At 72.7% G+C, this 18997-nt stretch carries 15 protein-coding genes; 12 read left to right on the forward strand and 3 right to left on the reverse strand.

Annotated features, from left to right (window positions below):
• Positions 1–4 precede the first annotated feature (4 nt).
• Positions 5–514, reverse strand: a complete 510-nt coding sequence (locus tag ABT129_RS34730; RefSeq protein WP_351909640.1) for a cysteine dioxygenase — start codon at positions 512–514, stop codon at positions 5–7.
• 697 nt (positions 515–1211) lie between these two features.
• On the opposite strand from ABT129_RS34730, the gene ABT129_RS34735 reads away from it, so the two are divergent.
• From ABT129_RS34735 to ABT129_RS34745, 3 genes are all read left to right on the forward strand, one after another.
• A complete protein-coding gene (locus ABT129_RS34735; protein WP_015033978.1) occupies positions 1212–1475 on the forward strand; it encodes a WhiB family transcriptional regulator in 264 nt (87 codons plus the stop codon).
• A gap of 276 nt (positions 1476–1751) precedes the next feature.
• The gene (locus tag ABT129_RS34740; protein WP_351909642.1) at positions 1752–5498 is read left to right on the forward strand and encodes a glycosyltransferase family 2 protein; all 3747 of its coding nucleotides are present in this window, start codon (positions 1752–1754) and stop codon (positions 5496–5498) included.
• Positions 5495–7021: a DUF5719 family protein gene (locus tag ABT129_RS34745; RefSeq protein WP_351909644.1), complete on the forward strand. Its 1527-nt coding sequence runs from the start codon at positions 5495–5497 to the stop codon at positions 7019–7021. Before ABT129_RS34740 ends, ABT129_RS34745 begins: the two co-directional genes overlap by 4 nt.
• A gap of 171 nt (positions 7022–7192) precedes the next feature.
• Here ABT129_RS34745 and ABT129_RS34750 read toward each other — a convergent pair whose 3' ends face one another.
• Positions 7193–7648 (reverse strand): metallopeptidase family protein, encoded by a 456-nt coding sequence (locus ABT129_RS34750; RefSeq protein ID WP_351909670.1) that lies wholly within the window; start codon positions 7646–7648, stop codon positions 7193–7195.
• Between the two features lie 299 nt (positions 7649–7947).
• Between ABT129_RS34750 and ABT129_RS34755 the strand changes: the two genes are divergently transcribed.
• The 8 genes from ABT129_RS34755 (at position 7948) to ABT129_RS34790 (ending at position 16244) form a co-directional block, all read left to right on the forward strand.
• The gene (locus ABT129_RS34755; protein WP_351909671.1) at positions 7948–8382 is read left to right on the forward strand and encodes a DUF3499 domain-containing protein; all 435 of its coding nucleotides are present in this window, start codon (positions 7948–7950) and stop codon (positions 8380–8382) included.
• Between the two features lie 102 nt (positions 8383–8484).
• Entirely contained in the window at positions 8485–9849 is a 1365-nt protein-coding gene (locus tag ABT129_RS34760; protein WP_351909646.1) for a phosphomannomutase/phosphoglucomutase, read from the forward strand.
• Between the two features lie 101 nt (positions 9850–9950).
• Complete coding sequence (locus ABT129_RS34765) at positions 9951–10130, forward strand: Trm112 family protein (protein WP_351909648.1); 180 nt, start codon at positions 9951–9953, stop codon at positions 10128–10130.
• 61 nt (positions 10131–10191) lie between these two features.
• Positions 10192–11343, forward strand: a complete 1152-nt coding sequence (locus tag ABT129_RS34770; protein WP_351909650.1) for an SIS domain-containing protein — start codon at positions 10192–10194, stop codon at positions 11341–11343.
• A gap of 188 nt (positions 11344–11531) precedes the next feature.
• On the forward strand, positions 11532–12683 hold the full coding sequence (gene manA, locus ABT129_RS34775; RefSeq protein ID WP_351909652.1) for a mannose-6-phosphate isomerase, class I: 1152 nt from the start codon (positions 11532–11534) through the stop codon (positions 12681–12683).
• Between the two features lie 66 nt (positions 12684–12749).
• Complete coding sequence (locus ABT129_RS34780; protein WP_351909654.1) at positions 12750–13715, forward strand: cation diffusion facilitator family transporter; 966 nt, start codon at positions 12750–12752, stop codon at positions 13713–13715.
• Positions 13716–14021: 306 nt separating this feature from the next.
• Entirely contained in the window at positions 14022–15476 is a 1455-nt protein-coding gene (gene ahcY, locus ABT129_RS34785; RefSeq protein WP_351909656.1) for an adenosylhomocysteinase, read from the forward strand.
• Positions 15477–15629: 153 nt separating this feature from the next.
• Entirely contained in the window at positions 15630–16244 is a 615-nt protein-coding gene (locus ABT129_RS34790; RefSeq protein WP_351909658.1) for a hypothetical protein, read from the forward strand.
• A gap of 3 nt (positions 16245–16247) precedes the next feature.
• On the opposite strand, the gene ABT129_RS34795 is transcribed toward ABT129_RS34790, so the two are convergent.
• Positions 16248–17222: an RDD family protein gene (locus ABT129_RS34795; protein ID WP_351909660.1), complete on the reverse strand. Its 975-nt coding sequence runs from the start codon at positions 17220–17222 to the stop codon at positions 16248–16250.
• 119 nt (positions 17223–17341) lie between these two features.
• Here ABT129_RS34795 and ABT129_RS34800 point away from each other — a divergent pair, with 119 nt between their 5' ends.
• Positions 17342–18358: a stage II sporulation protein M gene (locus tag ABT129_RS34800; RefSeq protein WP_351909662.1), complete on the forward strand. Its 1017-nt coding sequence runs from the start codon at positions 17342–17344 to the stop codon at positions 18356–18358.
• Positions 18359–18997 lie beyond the last annotated feature (639 nt).

The raw sequence follows: 18997 nt of genomic DNA on the forward strand, positions 1-18997 counted from the left end.
TCTCTCAGGCCACTGCGACACCCGGGGTGAGTGGGGCGCACTGGGCCTGGAGCGACTCGTGCATCGGCATCTCGGTGAGGCCGGGGAAGTAGACGTGCAGGCTGACGGCCGGTTCGAGGGAGTCGTTGACGACCTCGTGGACGTACCCCGGCGCGAAGACCCGCTCGGCGCCCGGCGCGAGCGTCCGCGCGGCGCGGTCCGTACGCTCCGTCAGTTCGCCCTCCAGGACGGTCAGTACGCCGGAGGAGACCCCGTGGTCGTGCAGCCCGCTGCCCTGGCCGGGCACCCAGGAGAGCAGCCACACCTCGTAGCCGGGGCCGGTGCGGAGCCGGTGGTACCAGCGGGTGGTGGCGTCGTACTCGACGTACGGGGCCCACTGGGAGCGGTCGTCGGCGATCGCGCGCGCGAGGCCGGCGAACTCGGCCACGGTGACGGGGTGGGCGCGCTCGGGCTGCAGGAGGTGCGGGACCTCGAGGATGTCGCCGGCGATCTGAAGGTCGCTGTCCATGTTCATGGGTGGGGAGGTTCCTCAGCAGAAACAGAAGCGGTGGGGGGTCACGGAGAAGAGGTGACACAAGTGACGCAGGGTGACGCTGGGGGAAAGCTGGAGCTCTACGGCATCAACAGCTGGGACAGCAACAGCAACAGCGCGCCTGGACAGCGCTGCGGAACCCACGGCTGTGGGTCGCGGAGAGCGCTGCGGTCGCTGGCATGCCACCAAAGGTGGCCGGAAGGGCACCCGACTGTCAACTCAATGCCCGATTTGGGGGTAATGTTTCACCTCATCCGGTTACAGTGCGCGGAGAAAGGTTTGTTCAGGCGCGGACCAGGACAGATGGCGCTTCAGTCGTGCCCGTAAACATGGCGGCGCCCACGAGATCGACCACGGTCGGTCACCGTCCGGCTTCGGCCGGTCCGTGATCGGACTGTGATCCGGATCGCTTCCATGGCTGGATCGCAACAAGATCCAAGTTTCGGACGTCCTTCTCCATGAGGACCGCACGGTGCACCCAGGCCGGTGGCATGTGTCTCGTTTTTTGGTGATTTGAACACTTTCCGCATACGCTTGGTTCCGCAGAGTGAATACGAGGCCCAGTAGCAGATCTCGGCTTGACTCGCGCAGAGCACAAACTTGTAATTTCACTCGTGTCGTTAGGCCGGGTTCGCAACGGCAACACCACGGGGACGCACAGAACAGACGAGGGGCGCACATGACCGAGTTGTTCCAGGAACTGCTGGTCGAGGACGCGGACGAAGAACTCGGCTGGCAGGAGCGCGCGCTGTGCGCCCAGACCGATCCCGAGTCCTTCTTCCCCGAGAAGGGCGGCTCGACCCGCGAGGCCAAGAAGGTCTGCCTCGCCTGCGAGGTCCGCTCCGAATGCCTCGAATACGCGCTGCAGAACGACGAGCGGTTCGGCATCTGGGGCGGTCTCTCCGAGCGCGAGCGACGTCGCCTGAAGAAGGCCGCCGTCTGAACCGCGCGAGGCCTGCCGGGGCCCGCCCGCCACGGGCGCGCCCACCGGAACACACGGCGGGACAAGCAGCACCACAGTCGGTACCAGCGGAGCGGTCCGCCCCTGTGCTCCAGCCACAGGCGGCGGACCGTTCTGCTTGCTTTGTACGGAAACCCTTCCTCCCGCTCTGTCCACAGGGCGGCGGACCCCTCCGCGTGCAGCCGTTAGTGTGGGCCTCCGTCCGAGACGCTCCCCACGCCCCCCGCGGGCGACCCCGGCCGGAGGGCCCGTAGCTCGATGTCCTCAACTCCTGAGTTTCCGCGACACGTCGTCACCGCCGTGCTCGTCACCCACGACGGCGCCCGCTGGCTGCCGGACGCCCTCGCCGGGCTGCTCGCCCAGGAACGCCCCGTGCAGAACGTGGTCGCGGCCGACACCGGCAGCGCCGACGACTCGGCGCAGCTCCTCGCCGACGCCATCGGCGCCGACCGCGTCCTGCACCTCGCGCGCCGCACCGGCTTCGGCGCCGCCGTCGAGGAGGCGTCCCGCACCGCGCCCGAGCTCGGACCCGAGGACCTGCCCTACCTGAAGCGCCCCAGCGGCTGGGACCCCGTCAGCCGGACCTGGGACGACAACGCCTACGACCTGCCCGAACTGCCGCACGGCGAACCGGTCCAGTGGCTCTGGCTCCTCCACGACGACTGCGCCCCCGAGCCCGGCGCCCTCGCCGAACTCCTGCGCGTCGCCGACTCCGACGCGGACGCCGCCGTCATCGGCCCCAAGCTGCGCGGCTGGTACGACAGGAAGCAGCTCCTGGAGACCGGCGTCTCCATCGCCCGCAGCGGCCGCCGCTGGACCGGACTCGACCGCCGCGAGCAGGACCAGGGCCAGCACGACCAGGTCCGCCCCGTCCTCTCCGTCTCCACCGCCGGCATGCTCGTCCGGCGCGACGTCTTCGAGGAGCTCGGCGGCTTCGACCGGCGCCTGCCGCTCATGCGCGACGACGTCGACCTGTGCTGGCGCGCCCACTCCGCCGGCCACCGCGTCCTCATCGCCCCCGACGCCGTCCTGCGGCACGCCGAGGCCTCCGCCCGCGAGCGCCGCACCGTCGACTGCGCGGGCCGCACCGCCGCCAACCCGCACCGCGTCGACAAGGCCGGCGCCGTCTACACCCTCCTGGCCAACACCCGCGGCGCCGCCCTCCCGTACGTCCTCGTACGGCTGGTGGTCAGCACCCTGCTCCGCACCCTCGCCTACCTCGTCGGCAAGGTCCCCGGCCAGGCCGTCGACGAGGTCATGGGCCTCCTCACCACCCTGCTGCGCCCCGAGCGGATCCTCGCCGCCCGCAAGCGGCGCAAGAACCCCGCCGTCCCCGCGAGCGAACTCCGCCCGCTGTTCCCGCCGCCCGGCGCCACCGTCCGCGCCGCCGCCGAACAGTTCACCGCCAACTTCGGCGGCAACGAGGCCGACTCCGGCGGCTCCCGCCACGGCGTCGTCGAGTCCGGGCCCGGCGGCGACGACGCCGACTACCTGGAGATCGAGCAGTTCGCCCGGCTCAAGAAGATCGCCCGCAAGCCCGGCCCGGTCCTCTTCGGCCTCCTGCTCCTCATCTCCCTGGTCGCCTGCCGCAACCTCTTCGCCGGCGGCTCCCTCGCCGGCGGCGCCCTGCTGCCCGCGCCCGACACCGTCTCCGCACTCTGGTCGCGGTACGCCGACTCCTGGCACGCCCTCGGCACCGGCGGCACCCAGACCGCCCCGCCCTACCTGGCCGTCCTGGCCGCGCTCTCCGCGCTCTTCCTCGGCTCCACCTCCACCGCGCTGACCGTGCTGCTCGTCTGCTCGGTCCCGCTCGCCGGCTTCACCGCCTACTTCGCCGCCCGCGGCATCGTCGAGTCCCGCCTCCTGCGCGCCTGGGGCGCCATCGCGTACGCCTTCCTGCCCGCCGCCACCGGGGCGCTCGCCACCGGCCGGCTCGGCACCGCCGTCCTCGCGATCCTGCTCCCGCTGGCGGCCCGCGCCGCCGTCGCCGCGCACGGCTTCAACCGGCCCGACCGGGGCAGCTGGCGCGCCACCTGGGCGTACACCTTCCTGCTCACCTTCACGACCGCGTTCACCCCGGTCGTCTGGCCGCTCGCCGTCCTCCTCGGACTCGGCGTGCTCGTCGTCCGCCGCTCCGACATCACGGCGTACGGACTGCGCTTCGTCGCCGTCGTCGGCACCCCGCTGCTCGTCCTAGCCCCCTGGTCGCTGACGCTGCTCACCGACCCGGGCGCGTTCCTGCGCGAGGCCGGCCTCGACATCCGTACGGGCACGGCCACCGCCCTCGACCTGCTCGGCACCAGCCCGGGCGGCCCCGGCACCACCGGCGGCCTCCTGCTGGCCGGTCTCGTCCTCGCCGCGCTGGCCGGACTGCTGCGCGAGGAGCGGCAGCTCGCCGTCGGCGCCGCCTGGGCCGCGGCCCTCGCCGGCCTCCTCCTCGCGGTCCTCTCCAACGGCGCGGGCGGCACCGGCTGGGCCGGACCCGCCACCCTCGTCTACGGCGCCGCCCTCATCGCCGCCGGAATGATCGGCGCGGAGGGCGGCCGCACCCGCGTCGCCGCCCACGGCTTCGGCTGGCGCCAGCCCGTCGCCGCCCTCATCGCCCTCGCCTGCGCCCTCGGCCCCGCCGTCGCCGCCGTCGGCTGGATGATCGGCGGCGCCGACGGCCCGCTGACCCGGCGCGACCCGGTCCAGGTCCCGGCCTTCGTCGCCGAGGAGAGCGGCACCCGCGACCAGCCCCGCACCCTCGTCCTCGGCGGCAGCTCGCCCGGCGAGGTCGCCTACACCCTGGTCCGCGGCTCCGGCGCCCGTCTCGGCGACGCCGAACTGACCGCGGGAGCCGAGGACGACCCGCGCCTCGACGACGTCGTCGCCCACCTGGTCGCGGGCTCCGGCGCCGACCAGACGCAGGAGCTCAGCGGCTACGCGATCCGCTACGTCCTCGTACGGGACGGGGCACCGCGCCAGATGCACCGCGTCCTCGACTCCACCCCCGGCCTCAGCCGCCTCAGCCAGCTCGACGGCAGCGCGCTCTGGCGCGTGGACCGCGAGATCGCCCGCGTCATGATCGTCCCGCCGGCCGCGAAGACGGCGGAGGGGACGACGGACGGGGCGGCGGACGGGGCGGCGCCGAAGCCGGCGGACGCCGCGGAGGGGACGGCCCCGGTCGCCGTCGCCGCCGGTCCCGTCGAGGCCCACACCAAGATCCCGGCCGGCCCCGCCGGCCGCGTCCTGCGCCTCGCCGACCGCGCCGACGAGGGCTGGACCGCCACCCTCGACGGCAAGGAGCTGACCCGCACCACCGTCGACGGCTGGGCCCAGGGCTTCGAACTCCCCGCCCAGGGCGGCCGCCTGGACGTCACGTACGACCAGCCGTTCACCCACACCGTGTGGATCTGGGCCCAGGTCGGCATGGCCGTCGTCCTGCTCGTCCTCGCCCTGCCCGGGCGACGACGCGAGATCGACGACGACCTGCCCGAGGAGGAGCTCGCGATCCCCGCCCAGGCGACCGAGGGCGACGGCCGGCGGGCCCGCCGGCTGCGCGCCGCCGCCGAGGCGGAGGCCGAGGCCGCCGAGGCCGCCGGGACCGGACCGGAGCCCGTCGCCGTCCCGGCGCAGCAGCAGTACGAGCCCCAGGACTGGGACGGCGGCCACGACCCGGCGTACGCCCAGGCGCAGGAGCAGCCCCAGGAACAGCCCCAGACCCAGGCGTACGCCGAGCAGGGCTACTACCAGGAGTACGCGGCCGACCCGTACCAGCAGCAGCCGTACGCGTACCCCCAGCAGGGCTACGACCAGCAGCAGCCCTACACCGAACAGGGCTACGAGCAGCAGCAGCCGCAGCAGTACGACCCGTCGCAGCAGCAGTACGACCCGCAGCAGTACCAGCAGCCGCAGTACGACCCGCAGCAGCAGTACGAGCAGCAGCAGTACGACCCGTACGGCTACGGCTACCCCCAGGGTCACGAGACCGAGCAGCGTCCCGACGGGAGCAGCAACCAGTGAAGCGCACGACCCTCTCCCTGATCGCGGTCGCGACGGCGCTCGCCGCCGTCACCGGCTTCGCGTCCCTCACCACCACGGACGGCCCCGCCGCCCCCGCGGCCAAGGCACCCACCCGCCTGCCGATCGAGCGGGCGGGCCTGGCCTGCCCGGTACCGAGCACCTCCGAGGTGGCCGAGACCCTCTACACCTCGTACACCCCGACCGGTGCGGGCACGGCGACCGGCGCTCCCGGCCGGGCCGACCGGCCCACCGCCCAGCTCCGCGCCGCCGCGAACACGACCACCTCCGGCGGCGCCTCCAAGGGCGGCAAGACGCCCAAGGCCCCCAAGGTCCCGGCCACCGTCACCGCCCCCGGCAAGCCCGTCACCGCCGAGGCGAAGGGCCCCGCCGCACCCGCCCTCACCGGCACCGCGACCGGCACCCTCGCCCCCGGCTGGACCGTCCAGCAGACCACCGTCGTCCCGGCGGGCGGCGCTCGCGGCCTGCTCGGCCTCGGCTGCGGCGCCCCCGACACCGACTTCTGGTTCCCGGCGGCCTCCACCGCCAAGGAACGCCAGGACTACGTCCACCTCACCAACCCGGACGACACCTCCGCCGTCGCCGACATCGAGCTGTACGGCCCCGAGGGCGCCCTCAAGTCCCAGTTCACCGAGGGCATCCCGATCCCCGCCCGCTCCACGGTCCCCGTCCTGCTCTCCACCCTCACGGGCGAGGCGGCGCAGGAGTCCGTCACCGTCCACGTCACCACCCGCAGCGGACGGGTCGGCGCCGCCATCGGCTCCGCCGACGAGAAGCTCGGCACCGACTGGATCGCCCCCGCCGCCGACCCGGCGAGCAGCGCCGTCCTCCCCGGCATCCCGGCCGACGCCACCTCCGTACGCCTGGTGGCCTTCGTCCCCGGCGACGACGACGCCGACCTCAAGATCCAGCTGGCCACCGCGACCGGCACGATCGTCCCCGCCGGCGCCGGTTCCCTGCACGTGAAGTCCGGCATGACGGCCTCCCTCGACCTGAAGGACCTCACCCGCGGCGAGGCGGGCTCCCTGGTGCTCACCCCGAGCGACCCGAAGAAGCCCACCCCCGTCGTGGCCGCCCTCCGGGTGGTCCGCGGCAAGGGGGAGAAGACCGAGGTGGCCTTCGTGCCGGCGACTCCGGCGATCTCCGCCCGCGCGACCGTCGCCGACAACCGGGCCAAGGCCACCACCCTCTCGCTGACCGCCCCCGGCGCCGCCGCCCAGGTGAAGATCACGGCCTCGGCCGGTTCCGGCGGGGGTACGCCGGTGTCGAGGACGGTCACGGTCAAGGCGGGCACGACGGCGGCCCTCACCGACCTCGTCCCCGAGGGGCTCAAGGGTTCCTACGCGCTGACCGTCGAGCCGGTCTCCGGCGGCAAGGTGTACGCGGCGCGGACGCTGGCGCTGCCGCAGGACGGAACGCCGATGTTCACCGTCCAGACCTTCGTCGACGACCGGGGCACGGTCGAGGTCCCGTCGGCCCACCAGGACCTCGGCGTCCTGGACTGACGGCCGCCCCACGGACGGACACGGGCGGGGCCCCGGCCCCGACCCGTTCCCGGCAGCCACGGCCGGGACCCGGTCCTGCCCGCAGGAGCGCCACGGCCGGGACCCGGTCCTGACCCGTACGAGCGCCACGGCCGGGACCCGGCCCCGCCCGGAGGAGCGGTGCCAGCGGGCTCAGTCCTGCCCGTACCGCGGATCGACCGACTCGGGGGAGAGCCCGAGGAGCTCAGCGACCTGCTCCACGACCACCTCGTGGACGATGAGCGCCCGCTCGTCCCGGCTCTTCGAGCGGATCTCGACCGGCCGCCGGTAGACGACGACCCGGGCCGGCTCGTCCTTCTCGGCGGGCGCCGAGCCGCCCAGCGGCACCGTCTCGCCCGTCACCGGCGGCGGCACCTCCATCACCATGAACTCGATGTCCGCGAGCTGGGGCCAGCGCCGTTCGAGGCGCTCCACCGAGTCGAGGACGAGATCGCGGAAGGTGTCGGCCCGGCTCGCGGAGAGCGGCACCTGCGGCGGGGCGACCGGTCCCCGCATACCGCGGCCGTGCCGGTCGCGGCGGCGCACCCGGGGCTCCGCCGGGGGCTCCGTGGAGCGGTGCGGGGGGCTGGGCGGCACAGGACTGTCCATCACTGACGCAGCGTAACCCTCATCGGTCTCTCCGCACGGTGGCGCATCCTCGCCACCTTCCCCGGCACCCCTGCCCCACCAGCCCACCCCATGTCGAAACCTGAACATTCCGGCCAACCACCCGCTCGATTCGACAGCCCCGCACGATCGGCCATCTGGCCGTGGTTGACCGGATCCGTACCCCCGACTGTCCGGATCGACTCCCGACCGCACCCCCTTGCGCCCCCTCTCCCGCAGGTCAGGGATGCCGCTCTCCGGAGGCGGGTGGCGGAGGTCACAGCGCGACACGGTGGAGTGACCTGAGGGAGAGTCGTCGCGGCCCGCTCAAGAGTGCGGTACCGTCCAACGTCGTGAGCCCTGTACGTCGCTGTTCGCGCACTGCGTGCGGCCGCCCTGCCGTCGCGACACTGACGTACGTCTATGCCGACTCGACTGCGGTCCTCGGCCCGCTCGCCACCTACGCCGAGCCCCACTGCTACGACCTGTGCGCCGAGCACAGCGAGCGCCTCACCGCCCCACGCGGGTGGGAGGTCGTGCGGCTCACCGACGGGTCGGCCCCGGCCCGCCCCAGCGGCGACGACCTCGAAGCCCTGGCCAACGCGGTCCGGGAGGCGGCCCGCCCCCAGGAACGCGCCGCCGGATCCGGCGGCAAGGGCCCCGGAGGCCGCGGCGGCGACCCCATGGAGGTCGGGCGCCGCGGGCACCTCAGGGTGCTCCGTTCCCCCGACAACTGAGCGCAACCGGCCACCGTCCGCGTTCCCCCTCCCCACTCCGGGTAGTTTTGGCGTTCCGTACACGCGCCGCACCGCGTGCCGAGAACTCAGGAGGGTGGATCCGTGACTGTCGATCTGTCGCAGATCGTGAAGGCGTACGACGTCCGCGGAGTCGTTCCCGACCAGTGGGACAAGGCGCTCGCCGAGCTCTTCGGCGCCGCGTTCGTACGGGTGACGGACGCGGACGCGATCGTCGTCGGCCACGACATGCGCCCCTCGTCGCCCGGCCTCTCGGCCGCCTTCGCGCGCGGCGCGGCCCGGCTCGGTGCCGACGTCACGCTGATCGGGCTCTGCTCCACCGACCAGCTGTACTTCGCGTCCGGCAGCTTCGGCCTGCCCGGCGCGATGTTCACCGCCTCGCACAACCCGGCCCAGTACAACGGCATCAAGATGTGCCGCGCCGGCGCCGCACCCGTCGGCCAGGACACCGGCCTCGCCGAGATCCGCGAGCTGGCCGAGCGCTGGTCGGAGGCGGGCGCCCCCGAGGCCGCGGCCACGCCGGGCACGATCACCGAACGGGACACCCTGGCGGACTACGCCGCGTACCTGAAGTCCCTGGTCGACCTCACGACGATCCGCCCCCTCAAGGTGGTCGTCGACGCGGGCAACGGCATGGGCGGCCACACGGTCCCCACCGTCTTCGAGGGCCTGCCGCTGGACGTCGTCCCGATGTACTTCGAGCTGGACGGCACCTTCCCGAACCACGAGGCCAACCCGCTCGACCCGGCGAACATCGTGGACCTCCAGGCCCGCGTGCTGGCCGAGGGCGCCGACCTGGGCCTGGCCTTCGACGGTGACGCCGACCGCTGCTTCGTCGTCGACGAGCGCGGCGAGCCCGTCCAGCCGTCCGCGATCACGGCCCTCGTCGCCGCCCGCGAACTCGCGAAGCACCCCGGCGGGACGATCATCCACAACCTGATCACCTCCTGGTCGGTGCCCGAGGTCGTCCGTGAGAACGGCGGCGAGCCGGTCCGCACCCGCGTCGGCCACTCCTTCATCAAGGAGGAGATGGCGAAGACCGGGGCGATCTTCGGCGGCGAGCACTCGGCGCACTACTACTTCAAGGACTTCTGGAACGCGGACACCGGCATGCTGGCCGCGCTCCACGTCCTGGCGGCCCTCGGCGGCCAGGACGGCACCCTGTCCGGCCTGGTCTCGGCCTACGACCGCTACGCCTCCTCGGGCGAGATCAACTCCACGGTCGCCGACCAGGCGGCCAGCGCGGCCAAGGTCCGGGCGGCGTACGAGGGCGAGGGCGTGACCCTCGACGAGCTCGACGGCCTCACCGTGACGGCGGAGGACTGGTGGTTCAACCTCCGCGCCTCCAACACCGAGCCGCTGCTCCGCCTCAACGTCGAGGCCCGCGACGAGGTCACCATGGCCAAGGTCCGCGACGAGGTCCTGGCCCTGGTCCGGGCGACGGACTGACGCCGCCACCCGCCGGGGAACGGGGCACCCCCCGTTCCCCGGCGGTAGGCTGACCTGGCCCGAAGGGCAGCACCACCATCGTTAGCTCGAAGGGACACCCCATGCCGCTCGAAGCCGGCCTCCTGGAGATCCTGGCCTGCCCCGCGTGCCACGCTCCGCTCGACGACCGCACCTCGGACGAGACCCCCGAACTCCTCTGCACGGGCGCCGACTGCGGCCTCGCGTACCCCGTCCGCGACGGCATCCCGGTCCTCCTGACCGACGAGGCCCGCCGCCCGTAACCCGCACCAGCGCGCCCCTCGGGGACCCCGCTCCGACGAAGCGACCGGAGGCACCGCCCACATGCTCGACGAGACCCTCCTCGACGCCCCGGACGACCTCGCCCTGGCCGACCGCCGCGGCCTCCTGCGCGGCGCCGCCGAAGCGGGCGCACGGGTGCGGACGGCGACCCGGCACGCCACCGAGGCCGGTATCGCGGACCTCCACCCCGAGGGCCGTCCCCGCGCCGTCCTCGTCGCGGGCCCCGGCACCGCGGCCGTCGGCGTCGCCGACCTGATCGGCGCCCTGGCGGGGGCCTCCGCCCCCGTCGTACGCCTCCGGCCCACCGGCGTCGCCCCCGCCGCGGGCGCGCTGCGCTGGGCCCTCCCCGGCTGGGCCGGCTCCGTCGACCTGCTCCTCCTGCCGACGACGGACGGCTCCGAACCGGGCCTCGCGCTCCTCGCCGAGCAGGCCTACCGCCGCGGCATCACGGTCGTCGCCGTCGCCCCGAAGTCCTCGCCGCTCGCCGAGGCCGTCAGCGGCTCCCACGGCCTGTTCGTCCCGATGGCCATGGCGCCGAACGAGACCCCCGACGAGTACGCCGAGTCCATCGCGGCCAGCCCCGGCGCCCTCTGGGCCCTCTTCACCCCGCTGCTCGCGCTCCTCGACCGCGTCGGCCTCCTGGAGGCGCCGCCGGAGACCCTGGAGAAGGTCGCCGACCGGCTGGACCGCACGGCCGAGCGCTGCGGCCCGGCCATCGCCACCTACAGCAACCCGGCCAAGACGCTCGCCGCCGAACTCGCCGACACGCTTCCGCTCATCTGGACCGAGGGCGCCGCAGCGGGCCCGGCCGGCCGCCGCTTCGCCGCCGTCCTCGCCGAGCTCGCCGGACTGCCGGCCCTCGCCGCCGAACTCCCCGAGGCGCTGCCCGCCCACGGCGTCCTGCTCGCCGGCGACTACGCGGCGGGCGCCGACCCCGAGGACTTCTTCCGGGACCGGGTCGACGAGCCGCAGGCCCTGCGCGCCAGGGTCGTCCTGCTGCGCGACCGCCCGGCCGACGGCCTCACCGCCGCCCACGCCGCCCGCGAACTCGCCCTCGGCCACGAGACGGCCATCAGCGAGCTGGAACCGGAGGAGGGCGGCGACCTGGAGACTCTGGCCGAACTGCTCGCGGTGACCGACTTCGCCGCCGTCTACCTCGCCCTGGCCACCCCGGCACGCACGGCCACGGGCTGACGGAGCGGCCCACCGGCCGGCCCACCCGCCACCGGCCGACGCCCCCGCTCACCGCCCGCGGCGGCATCCGTACCGCCCCGCCCGACGCGCCGTCCACCGGCCCGTCACCCACCCGTCACCCGCCCCCTGTCACCTGTCTCCCGACACCCCTCACCATCCGTCACCGCCCCGAGGAGCTGGCAGGCACCATGGACCGCCTCGTCACCACCGTCCGCCCCTACGCCTGGGGATCTACGACGGCCATCCCGGAACTCCTCGGCACCGCCCCGACCGGCGAGCCTCAGGCCGAGATGTGGATGGGCGCCCACCCCGGCGCCCCCTCCCGCACCGAGCGCGGCTCGCTGAACGAGCTGATCGACGCCGATCCCGTACGCGAGCTGGGCCGGCGTTCCGTCGAGAAGTTCGGACCGCGCCTGCCGTTCCTGCTGAAGGTGCTCGCCGCCGGCGCCCCCCTCTCCCTCCAGGCCCACCCCGACCTGGACCAGGCACGGGCCGGATACGCCGCCGAAGAGGCGGCGGGCATCCCGATCGACGCCCCGCACCGCACGTACAAGGACGCCAACCACAAGCCCGAGCTGATCTGCGCCCTCACCCCCTTCGACGGACTGTGCGGCTTCCGCGCCCCCGCCGAGGCCGCCGACCTCATCGCCGCGCTCGGCGTCGACACCCTCAAGCCGTACGTCGACCTCCTCCACGCCCACCCCGAAGAGGCCGCGCTCCGCGAGGTCCTGACGGCCCTCCTCACCGCCGACCCGGAGGAGATGGCGCACACCGTCACGGAGGCGGCCGCCGCCGCCGACCGCCTCGGCGGCGACCACGCCCCGTACGCGAGCCTCGCCCACCACTACCCGAGCGACCCCGGCGTCATCGCCGCCATGCTCCTCAACCGGGTCCGGCTCCAGCCCGGCGAGGCCCTCTACCTCGGCGCCGGCGTCCCGCACGCCTACCTCGACGGCCTCGGCGTCGAGATCATGGCCAACTCCGACAACGTCCTGCGCTGCGGACTGACCCCCAAGCACATCGACGTCCCCGAACTCCTGCGCGTGGTCCGCTTCGAGCCGACCGACCCGGCCGTCCTGCGCCCCGAGGCCTCCCCGACCGGGGAAGAGGTCTACGACACCCCGATCGACGAGTTCCGCCTCTCCCGCTTCGTACGGCCCGAGGGCGCCGCCCCCACCGACCTGACCGGCCCCGTCCCGCAGATCCTGCTCGCCGTCGCCGGCCGCCCCCAGGCCGGCGAGGTCACCCTCGCCGCCGGCGAGTCCGTCTTCGTGCCGGCGGGGGAGCGGGTCGAACTCAGCGGTACGGGGACGGTCTTCCGCGCCACCGTCGTGGCCTGATGCAACAATGACCGGCCGAACCGCGGCGACAGAGCCGGTGCATCGACGAAGGGACCACACACACCCATGAGCGCGTCAGGCGGAACCAAGGCGATCGTGGCGGCACTCGCCGCCAACCTCGCGATCGCCGTAGCCAAGTTCGTGGCGTTCCTCTTCAGTGGTTCGTCCTCGATGCTCGCGGAGAGCGTCCACTCCCTCGCCGACTCCGGCAACCAGGGCCTGCTGCTCCTCGGCGGCAAGAAGGCCAAGCGCGAGGCGACCCCGCAACACCCCTTCGGCTACGGCCGCGAGCGGTACATCTACGCCTTCCTCGTCTCCATCGTCCTCTTCTCCGTCGGTGGCATGTTCGCCATCTACGAGGGCTACGAGAAGATCAAGCACCCGCACCCGATCGAGGCCTGGTACTGGCCCGTCGGCGTCCTCGTCTTCGCGATCATCGCCGAGTCCTTCTCCTTCCGCACCGCCATCCAGGAGTCGAACCTCGTCCGAGGCGCCCTCTCCTGGAAGGAGTTCGTCCGCCGGGCCAAGGCCCCCGAGCTGCCCGTCGTCCTCCTGGAGGACCTCGGCGCCCTCATCGGCCTGATCCTCGCCCTCGGCGGCGTCGGCCTGGCCCTGCTGACCGGCGACGGCGTCTGGGACGGCATCGGCACCCTCTGCATCGGCATCCTCCTCATCGCCATCGCGATCGTGCTGGCCGCCGAGACCAAGTCGCTGCTCCTCGGCGAGTCCGCCGGCATCGAGGACGTCAAGAAGATCGAGGACGCGGTCGTCGACGGCGACAGCGTCACCCGCCTCATCCACATGCGCACGCTCCACCTCGGCCCGGAGGAACTCCTCGTCGCCGCCAAGATCGCCGTCCAGCACGACGACTCGGCCGCCGAGGTCGCCAACGCCATCAACGCCGCCGAGGCACGCATCCGCGCCGCCGTCCCGATCGCCCGGGTCATCTACCTGGAGCCCGACGTCTACGACGAGAAGGCCGCCTCGGCCGGCGTGAACCCGGCCAAGAGCCCGGGCGGCACCGACCACTGACCGCGCCCCCACGGAGCCCCCGGGACCCCACGGTCCCGGGGGCCCCGTGCGTCCGCACGCGCCTCCGGGGGCGGCCCGCCGCCCGATGCGGACTGTGGCCCGCCGGGCCGTCCGGTGTAGATTCGTGACCAGCCAGACGTCGCTGCTGATGGCGGTCGGGCGGTCCGCACGGACCGGCCGAGGGAGAGAGGGCCTCCGACGACGGCACCGTGGAGAACCCCGGGCATTCCTGTGCCCAGGGAGCCTCCGTGGCGCCCGGCGCCCCAACCGACCCTCGCACTCGAACACACGAGGAGCAGCCCAGTCATGACGACTGCCGCCACCCAGGACTTCAAGGTCGCCGACCTCTCCCTCGCCGCCTTCGGCCGCAAGGAGATCACCCTCGCCGAGCACGAGATGCCCGGCCTCATGTCGATCCGCCGCGAGTACGCCGAGCAGCAGCCGCTCGCCGGCGCCCGCGTCACCGGCTCCCTGCACATGACCGTGCAGACCGCCGTCCTCATCGAGACCCTGGTCGCCCTCGGCGCCGAGGTCCGCTGGGCCTCCTGCAACATCTTCTCCACCCAGGACCACGCCGCCGCGGCCATCGCCGTCGGCCCGAACGGCACCCCGGAGAACCCGCAGGGCGTGCCGGTCTTCGCCTGGAAGGGCGAGACCCTGGAGGAGTACTGGTGGTGCACCGAGCAGGCCCTCACCTGGCCGAACACGCCCACCGGCGGCCCGAACATGATCCTCGACGACGGCGGTGACGCCACCCTCCTCGTCCACAAGGGCGTCGAGTTCGAGAAGGCGGGCTCCGCCCCGGACCCGGCCACCGCGGACAGCGAGGAGTACGGCTACATCCTCCGTCTCCTCAACCGCACCCTCGGCGAGAACCCGCAGAAGTGGACCCAGCTCGCGTCCGAGATCCGCGGCGTGACCGAGGAGACCACCACCGGCGTCCACCGCCTGTACGAGATGCACCAGGCCGGCTCCCTCCTCTTCCCGGCGATCAACGTGAACGACGCCGTGACGAAGTCGAAGTTCGACAACAAGTACGGCTGCCGCCACTCCCTCATCGACGGCATCAACCGCGCCACCGACGTCCTCATCGGCGGCAAGACCGTCGTCGTCTGCGGCTACGGCGACGTCGGCAAGGGCTGCGCCGAGTCCCTCCGCGGCCAGGGCGCCCGCGTCATCGTCACCGAGATCGACCCCATCTGCGCCCTCCAGGCGGCGATGGACGGCTACCAGGTCACGACCCTGGACGAGGTCGTCGAGACCGCCGACATCTTCATCACCACGACCGGCAACAAGGACATCATCATGGCCGGGGACATGGCCAAGATGAAGCACCAGGCCATCGTCGGCAACATCGGCCACTTCGACAACGAGATCGACATGGCCGGCCTCGCCAAGACCGCGGGCATCGTCAAGGACGAGGTCAAGCCGCAGGTCCACACCTGGACCTACCCCGACGGCAAGGTCCTCATCGTCCTGTCGGAGGGCCGCCTCCTCAACCTGGGCAACGCCACCGGCCACCCCTCCTTCGTCATGTCGAACTCCTTCGCGGACCAGACCCTGGCCCAGATCGAGCTCTTCACGAAGCCGGAGGAGTACCCGACCGACGTCTACGTCCTGCCCAAGCACCTGGACGAGAAGGTCGCCCGCCTCCACCTGGCCGCCCTGGGCGTCAAGCTGACGACCCTCCGCCCGGAGCAGGCCGCCTACATCGGCGTCGAGGTCGAAGGCCCGTTCAAGCCGGACCACTACCGCTACTGATGCCCGGACCGGCGGCGGCCGCGCGCTGACGCGACGCCGTCCCGGACACCCGTAGAGGATTCAGGCAGGCCCCCCGCACCCCCGTGCCGGGGGGCCTGCCCCGTCCCGCCCCCGCTACCGCTTCCGGAAGCGCCCCCTCCCGAGGACCGACCCATGCCCCGCGGCCGATATTCGCTCCATGACCCGCACGACCACACCCCCCTCGGTGAAGAACACTTCCACTGCGCACCCGGCCCCTCCGGCTGGCGCTACGTCTCGCAGATCACCACCCCCTCGGGCGACCACAAGGGCTCCGTCGACCTGGCCGTCGACGAACTCGGCCGCCCCATCCGTCTGGAACTCCACGCCGCCGGCTGGCAGGTCCGCGGCGCGGCCCTCGACGGCGTCACCTGGGTCCGCACGGACCCCACCGGGACCCACGCCACCGAAGGCAATGTGCGCGCCCACGCCTTCACCGGCACGTCCCCGGCGTTCCTCGTCGCGCTCACGCGACTTCTGCGTCTCACCCCCGCTTCCCCCGAGACCCGTGTCAGGCTCGTCGCCCTCACGGACCCGGTGCTCGCCCCCCTCACGGTCGACCAGTCCTGGGCCCTGGTGAAGAGTGAAGCGCACGCCACTGACAACGGCCCCCTGATGGTGGACGAGTACCAGGTCAGCGCCCTGGACACGGGCGAGAGGCACACCGTCCACATCGCCGGCGACGTGGTCCTCGCGGCCCCCGGCATCGAACTCGAAGCCCTGGAGACCCCGCCGTCGGTCTTCCCCTGACCCTCAGGCGGGCGGAGCGAACCCGGTAGCGGGAGCTCCGGACCCCCCACCCTCGGAAGTCGGACCGACCACGGACCGATCCACCACCGAGGAAGCGCCAGACGAAGAAGCGCCAGACGAAGAAGCGCCGGCCGAGGACGAGCCCGGCGAGGACGGGACCGGCGCCGCGACCGAGGGTCCGGCCGCCCCCGCCCCCGTCATCCCTGCCACCGCTCCCCCCGTCACCGGCGAGGTGGCGAACGCCCGCCGCGCCTCCCGTGCCTGCCGCTCGGCCACCACCCCCGCCAGATACGCGTCGGCCGGCACCCCCGGCGGCGGAGGCGTCCCGGTCCGCTCCACCAGCTCGTCGGCCAGCCGCTCCGCGAGCCGCCGCCCCACGGAGGGATCGAGCTCACGCGCCCGGGTGAGGTACTGCCGTATCTCCAGCCACAGGGACTCGGGCACCGCCGAGAGATCGAGCCCGGCGAACCTCCCCACCAGCCACGGCGGCGGAGGAGGCACGACGAGCGCTCGCGCCGCGGGTATCCGCTCCCGCACCACCAGCGTCCCCGCGAAGACGTCCCCGAGCCGCCGCCCCCGCTCCGACACCAGTGAGGCGGTACAGGCGACGACCCCGAAGGTCATCAGGATCTCCACGACCCCCATCGCCCCGCGCACCAGCGCGTGCCGGAACCGGATGGGCCCGCCGTCGTCCCGCACCACGCGCAGCCCGCAGGCCATCTTCCCCAGCGACCGCCCGTGCGACAGCGTCTCCACCGCGATCGGCGCCCCCACCAGGATCAACAGGAAGGAGGCGATGGACACCGCCGTCACCGCCGCCTCGTCGAGCGACGCGGTGGCGACCGCGAGCCCGAGCGTGACCAGCAGGTACGCGGCCCAGACCACCACCAGGTCGATGAGCACCGCCAGCGCCCGGCTCGGCAGCCGCGCGGGCTGCAACCCAAGAACGACGGCATCCCCCGTCACCAGCCCACTCACGGCGCCCACCCTTCTCCGACCTTCGCGACCCCTCCGAACGCCAGTCTGCCAAGCTGACCCGCAGCGCGCCGCAGTAGTACGGACCCGTCCGCAGCCGATGCCTGGAGCAGCAGCCGATCATGGACCTCGACGTCTACGTCACCGCCCACCGCGCCGAGTGGGAACGCCTCGACCAGCTCCTGCGCCGGGGCGGCAAGCTCACGGGCGCCGAGGCCGACGAACTCGTCGCCCTGTACCAGCGGACCGCCACCCACCTCTCGATCGTCCGGTCCAGCGCCCCGGACCCGATGCTCACGGCCCGTCTCACCCAGCTCGTGGCCCGCGCCCGCGCCACCGTGACCGGCACCCGGCGCTCCACCTGGCGCGACGCCGCCCGCTTCCTCACCGCCGGCTTCCCCGCGGCCGTCTACCGCTCCCGCCGGTGGTGGATCCCCACCGCCGTGCTCTCCACCCTGCTCGCGGTGCTCATCGGCTGGTGGATCGGTACGCACCCGGAGGTCCAGGCCGCGATCGGCGCCCCGGCCGACCTCCGCGAGATGACCCGCCCCGGCGGCCAGTACGAGACGTACTACTCCAGCCACCCGGCGGCCTCCTTCGCCGCCCAGGTCTGGACGAACAACGCCCAGGCCGCCGCCATGTGCCTGGTCCTCGGCGCGTTCCTGGGCATCCCGGTGCTCTGGATCCTCTTCCTGAACATGCTGAACGTCGGCGTCGCCATCGGTCTGATGTCCGCCGCAGGCCGCCTGGACGTCTTCCTGGGCCTGATCCTTCCCCACGGCCTCCTCGAACTGACGGCTGTCTTCGTCGCCGCCGGTACGGGCCTCCGCCTCGGCTGGACCGTCATCGACCCGGGCCCCACCACCCGCCGCGCCGCTCTCGCGGAACGCGGCCGGGCCGCCGTCGGCATGGCGATCGGGCTGGCCCTCGTCCTCTTCGTCTCGGGCCTGATCGAAGGCTTCGTCACCCCGTCCGGCCTGCCCACCTGGGCCCGCATCATCATCGGGATCGCCGCTGAGCTGGCCTTCCTCGCCTACGTCTACGTCCTGGGAGGCCGCGCCTCCAGGGCCGACGGGACGGGCGAGGCGGGCGACCTCGACGAACCCGACCGCAGCGCCGCCCTCCCCACCGCCGCCTGATGTGCGTACGACCCCGCTGACCTGCTACTGTCCTCCGGTGCCCACAAAAGCCATTGACATGGCGGCTGTGGGGAGGTAGATTCAAACGGTTGCCTAGAGCTGGACAGTTCGGCAGCGATCAAGTAGAGTCTCATTCGCTCCGGTCGGGATTTCGATTCCACGGAGTCACCCCGATTCTTATTCGAATCACGAAAGTCACCGATTAGGTCGGCCGAAATGATTCTGATAAAGTCGGAACCGCCGAAAGGCCCCCGGAGTGAAAACAAAAGGGACCGGAAAGCACCGAGGAAATCGGATCGGAAAGATCTGATAGAGTCGGAAACGCAAGAACGAAGGGAAGCCCGGAGGAAAGCCCGAGAGGGTGAGTACAAAGGAAGCGTCCGTTCCTTGAGAACTCAACAGCGTGCCAAAAATCAACGCCAGATTAGTTGATACCCCGTCCATCTTCGGATGGCGAGGTTCCTTTGAAAGTCCTGCCGGCCCTTGTGGTTGGTAGGCAACATACACAGCGAGGACGCTGTGGACAGTCGGCCTTATTCCGGCCTGACTGTCCCGCTCAACGCGAGTGTCACCCGATTACGGGTAAACATTCACGGAGAGTTTGATCCTGGCTCAGGACGAACGCTGGCGGCGTGCTTA

Origin of the sequence: Streptomyces sp. NPDC002057 (assembly GCF_040296665.1) — a bacterium.
Taxonomy (GTDB): Bacteria; Actinomycetota; Actinomycetes; order Streptomycetales; family Streptomycetaceae; genus Streptomyces.

What these genes read in the sequence shown, in the direction of transcription:
- ABT129_RS34735 (WP_015033978.1), top strand. Translation starts at nt 1,212, where the DNA reads ATGACCGAGTTGTTCCAGGAACTGCTGGTCGAGGACGCGGACGAAGAA.
- ABT129_RS34765 (WP_351909648.1), top strand. Translation starts at nt 9,951, where the DNA reads ATGCCGCTCGAAGCCGGCCTCCTGGAGATCCTGGCCTGCCCCGCGTGC.
- manA (WP_351909652.1), top strand. Translation starts at nt 11,532, where the DNA reads ATGGACCGCCTCGTCACCACCGTCCGCCCCTACGCCTGGGGATCTACG.
- ABT129_RS34740 (WP_351909642.1), top strand. Translation starts at nt 1,752, where the DNA reads ATGTCCTCAACTCCTGAGTTTCCGCGACACGTCGTCACCGCCGTGCTC.
- ABT129_RS34730 (WP_351909640.1), bottom strand. Translation starts at nt 514, where the DNA reads ATGAACATGGACAGCGACCTTCAGATCGCCGGCGACATCCTCGAGGTC.
- ABT129_RS34770 (WP_351909650.1), top strand. Translation starts at nt 10,192, where the DNA reads ATGCTCGACGAGACCCTCCTCGACGCCCCGGACGACCTCGCCCTGGCC.
- ABT129_RS34780 (WP_351909654.1), top strand. Translation starts at nt 12,750, where the DNA reads ATGAGCGCGTCAGGCGGAACCAAGGCGATCGTGGCGGCACTCGCCGCC.
- ahcY (WP_351909656.1), top strand. Translation starts at nt 14,022, where the DNA reads ATGACGACTGCCGCCACCCAGGACTTCAAGGTCGCCGACCTCTCCCTC.
- ABT129_RS34800 (WP_351909662.1), top strand. Translation starts at nt 17,342, where the DNA reads ATGGACCTCGACGTCTACGTCACCGCCCACCGCGCCGAGTGGGAACGC.
- ABT129_RS34750 (WP_351909670.1), bottom strand. Translation starts at nt 7,648, where the DNA reads ATGGACAGTCCTGTGCCGCCCAGCCCCCCGCACCGCTCCACGGAGCCC.
- ABT129_RS34790 (WP_351909658.1), top strand. Translation starts at nt 15,630, where the DNA reads ATGCCCCGCGGCCGATATTCGCTCCATGACCCGCACGACCACACCCCC.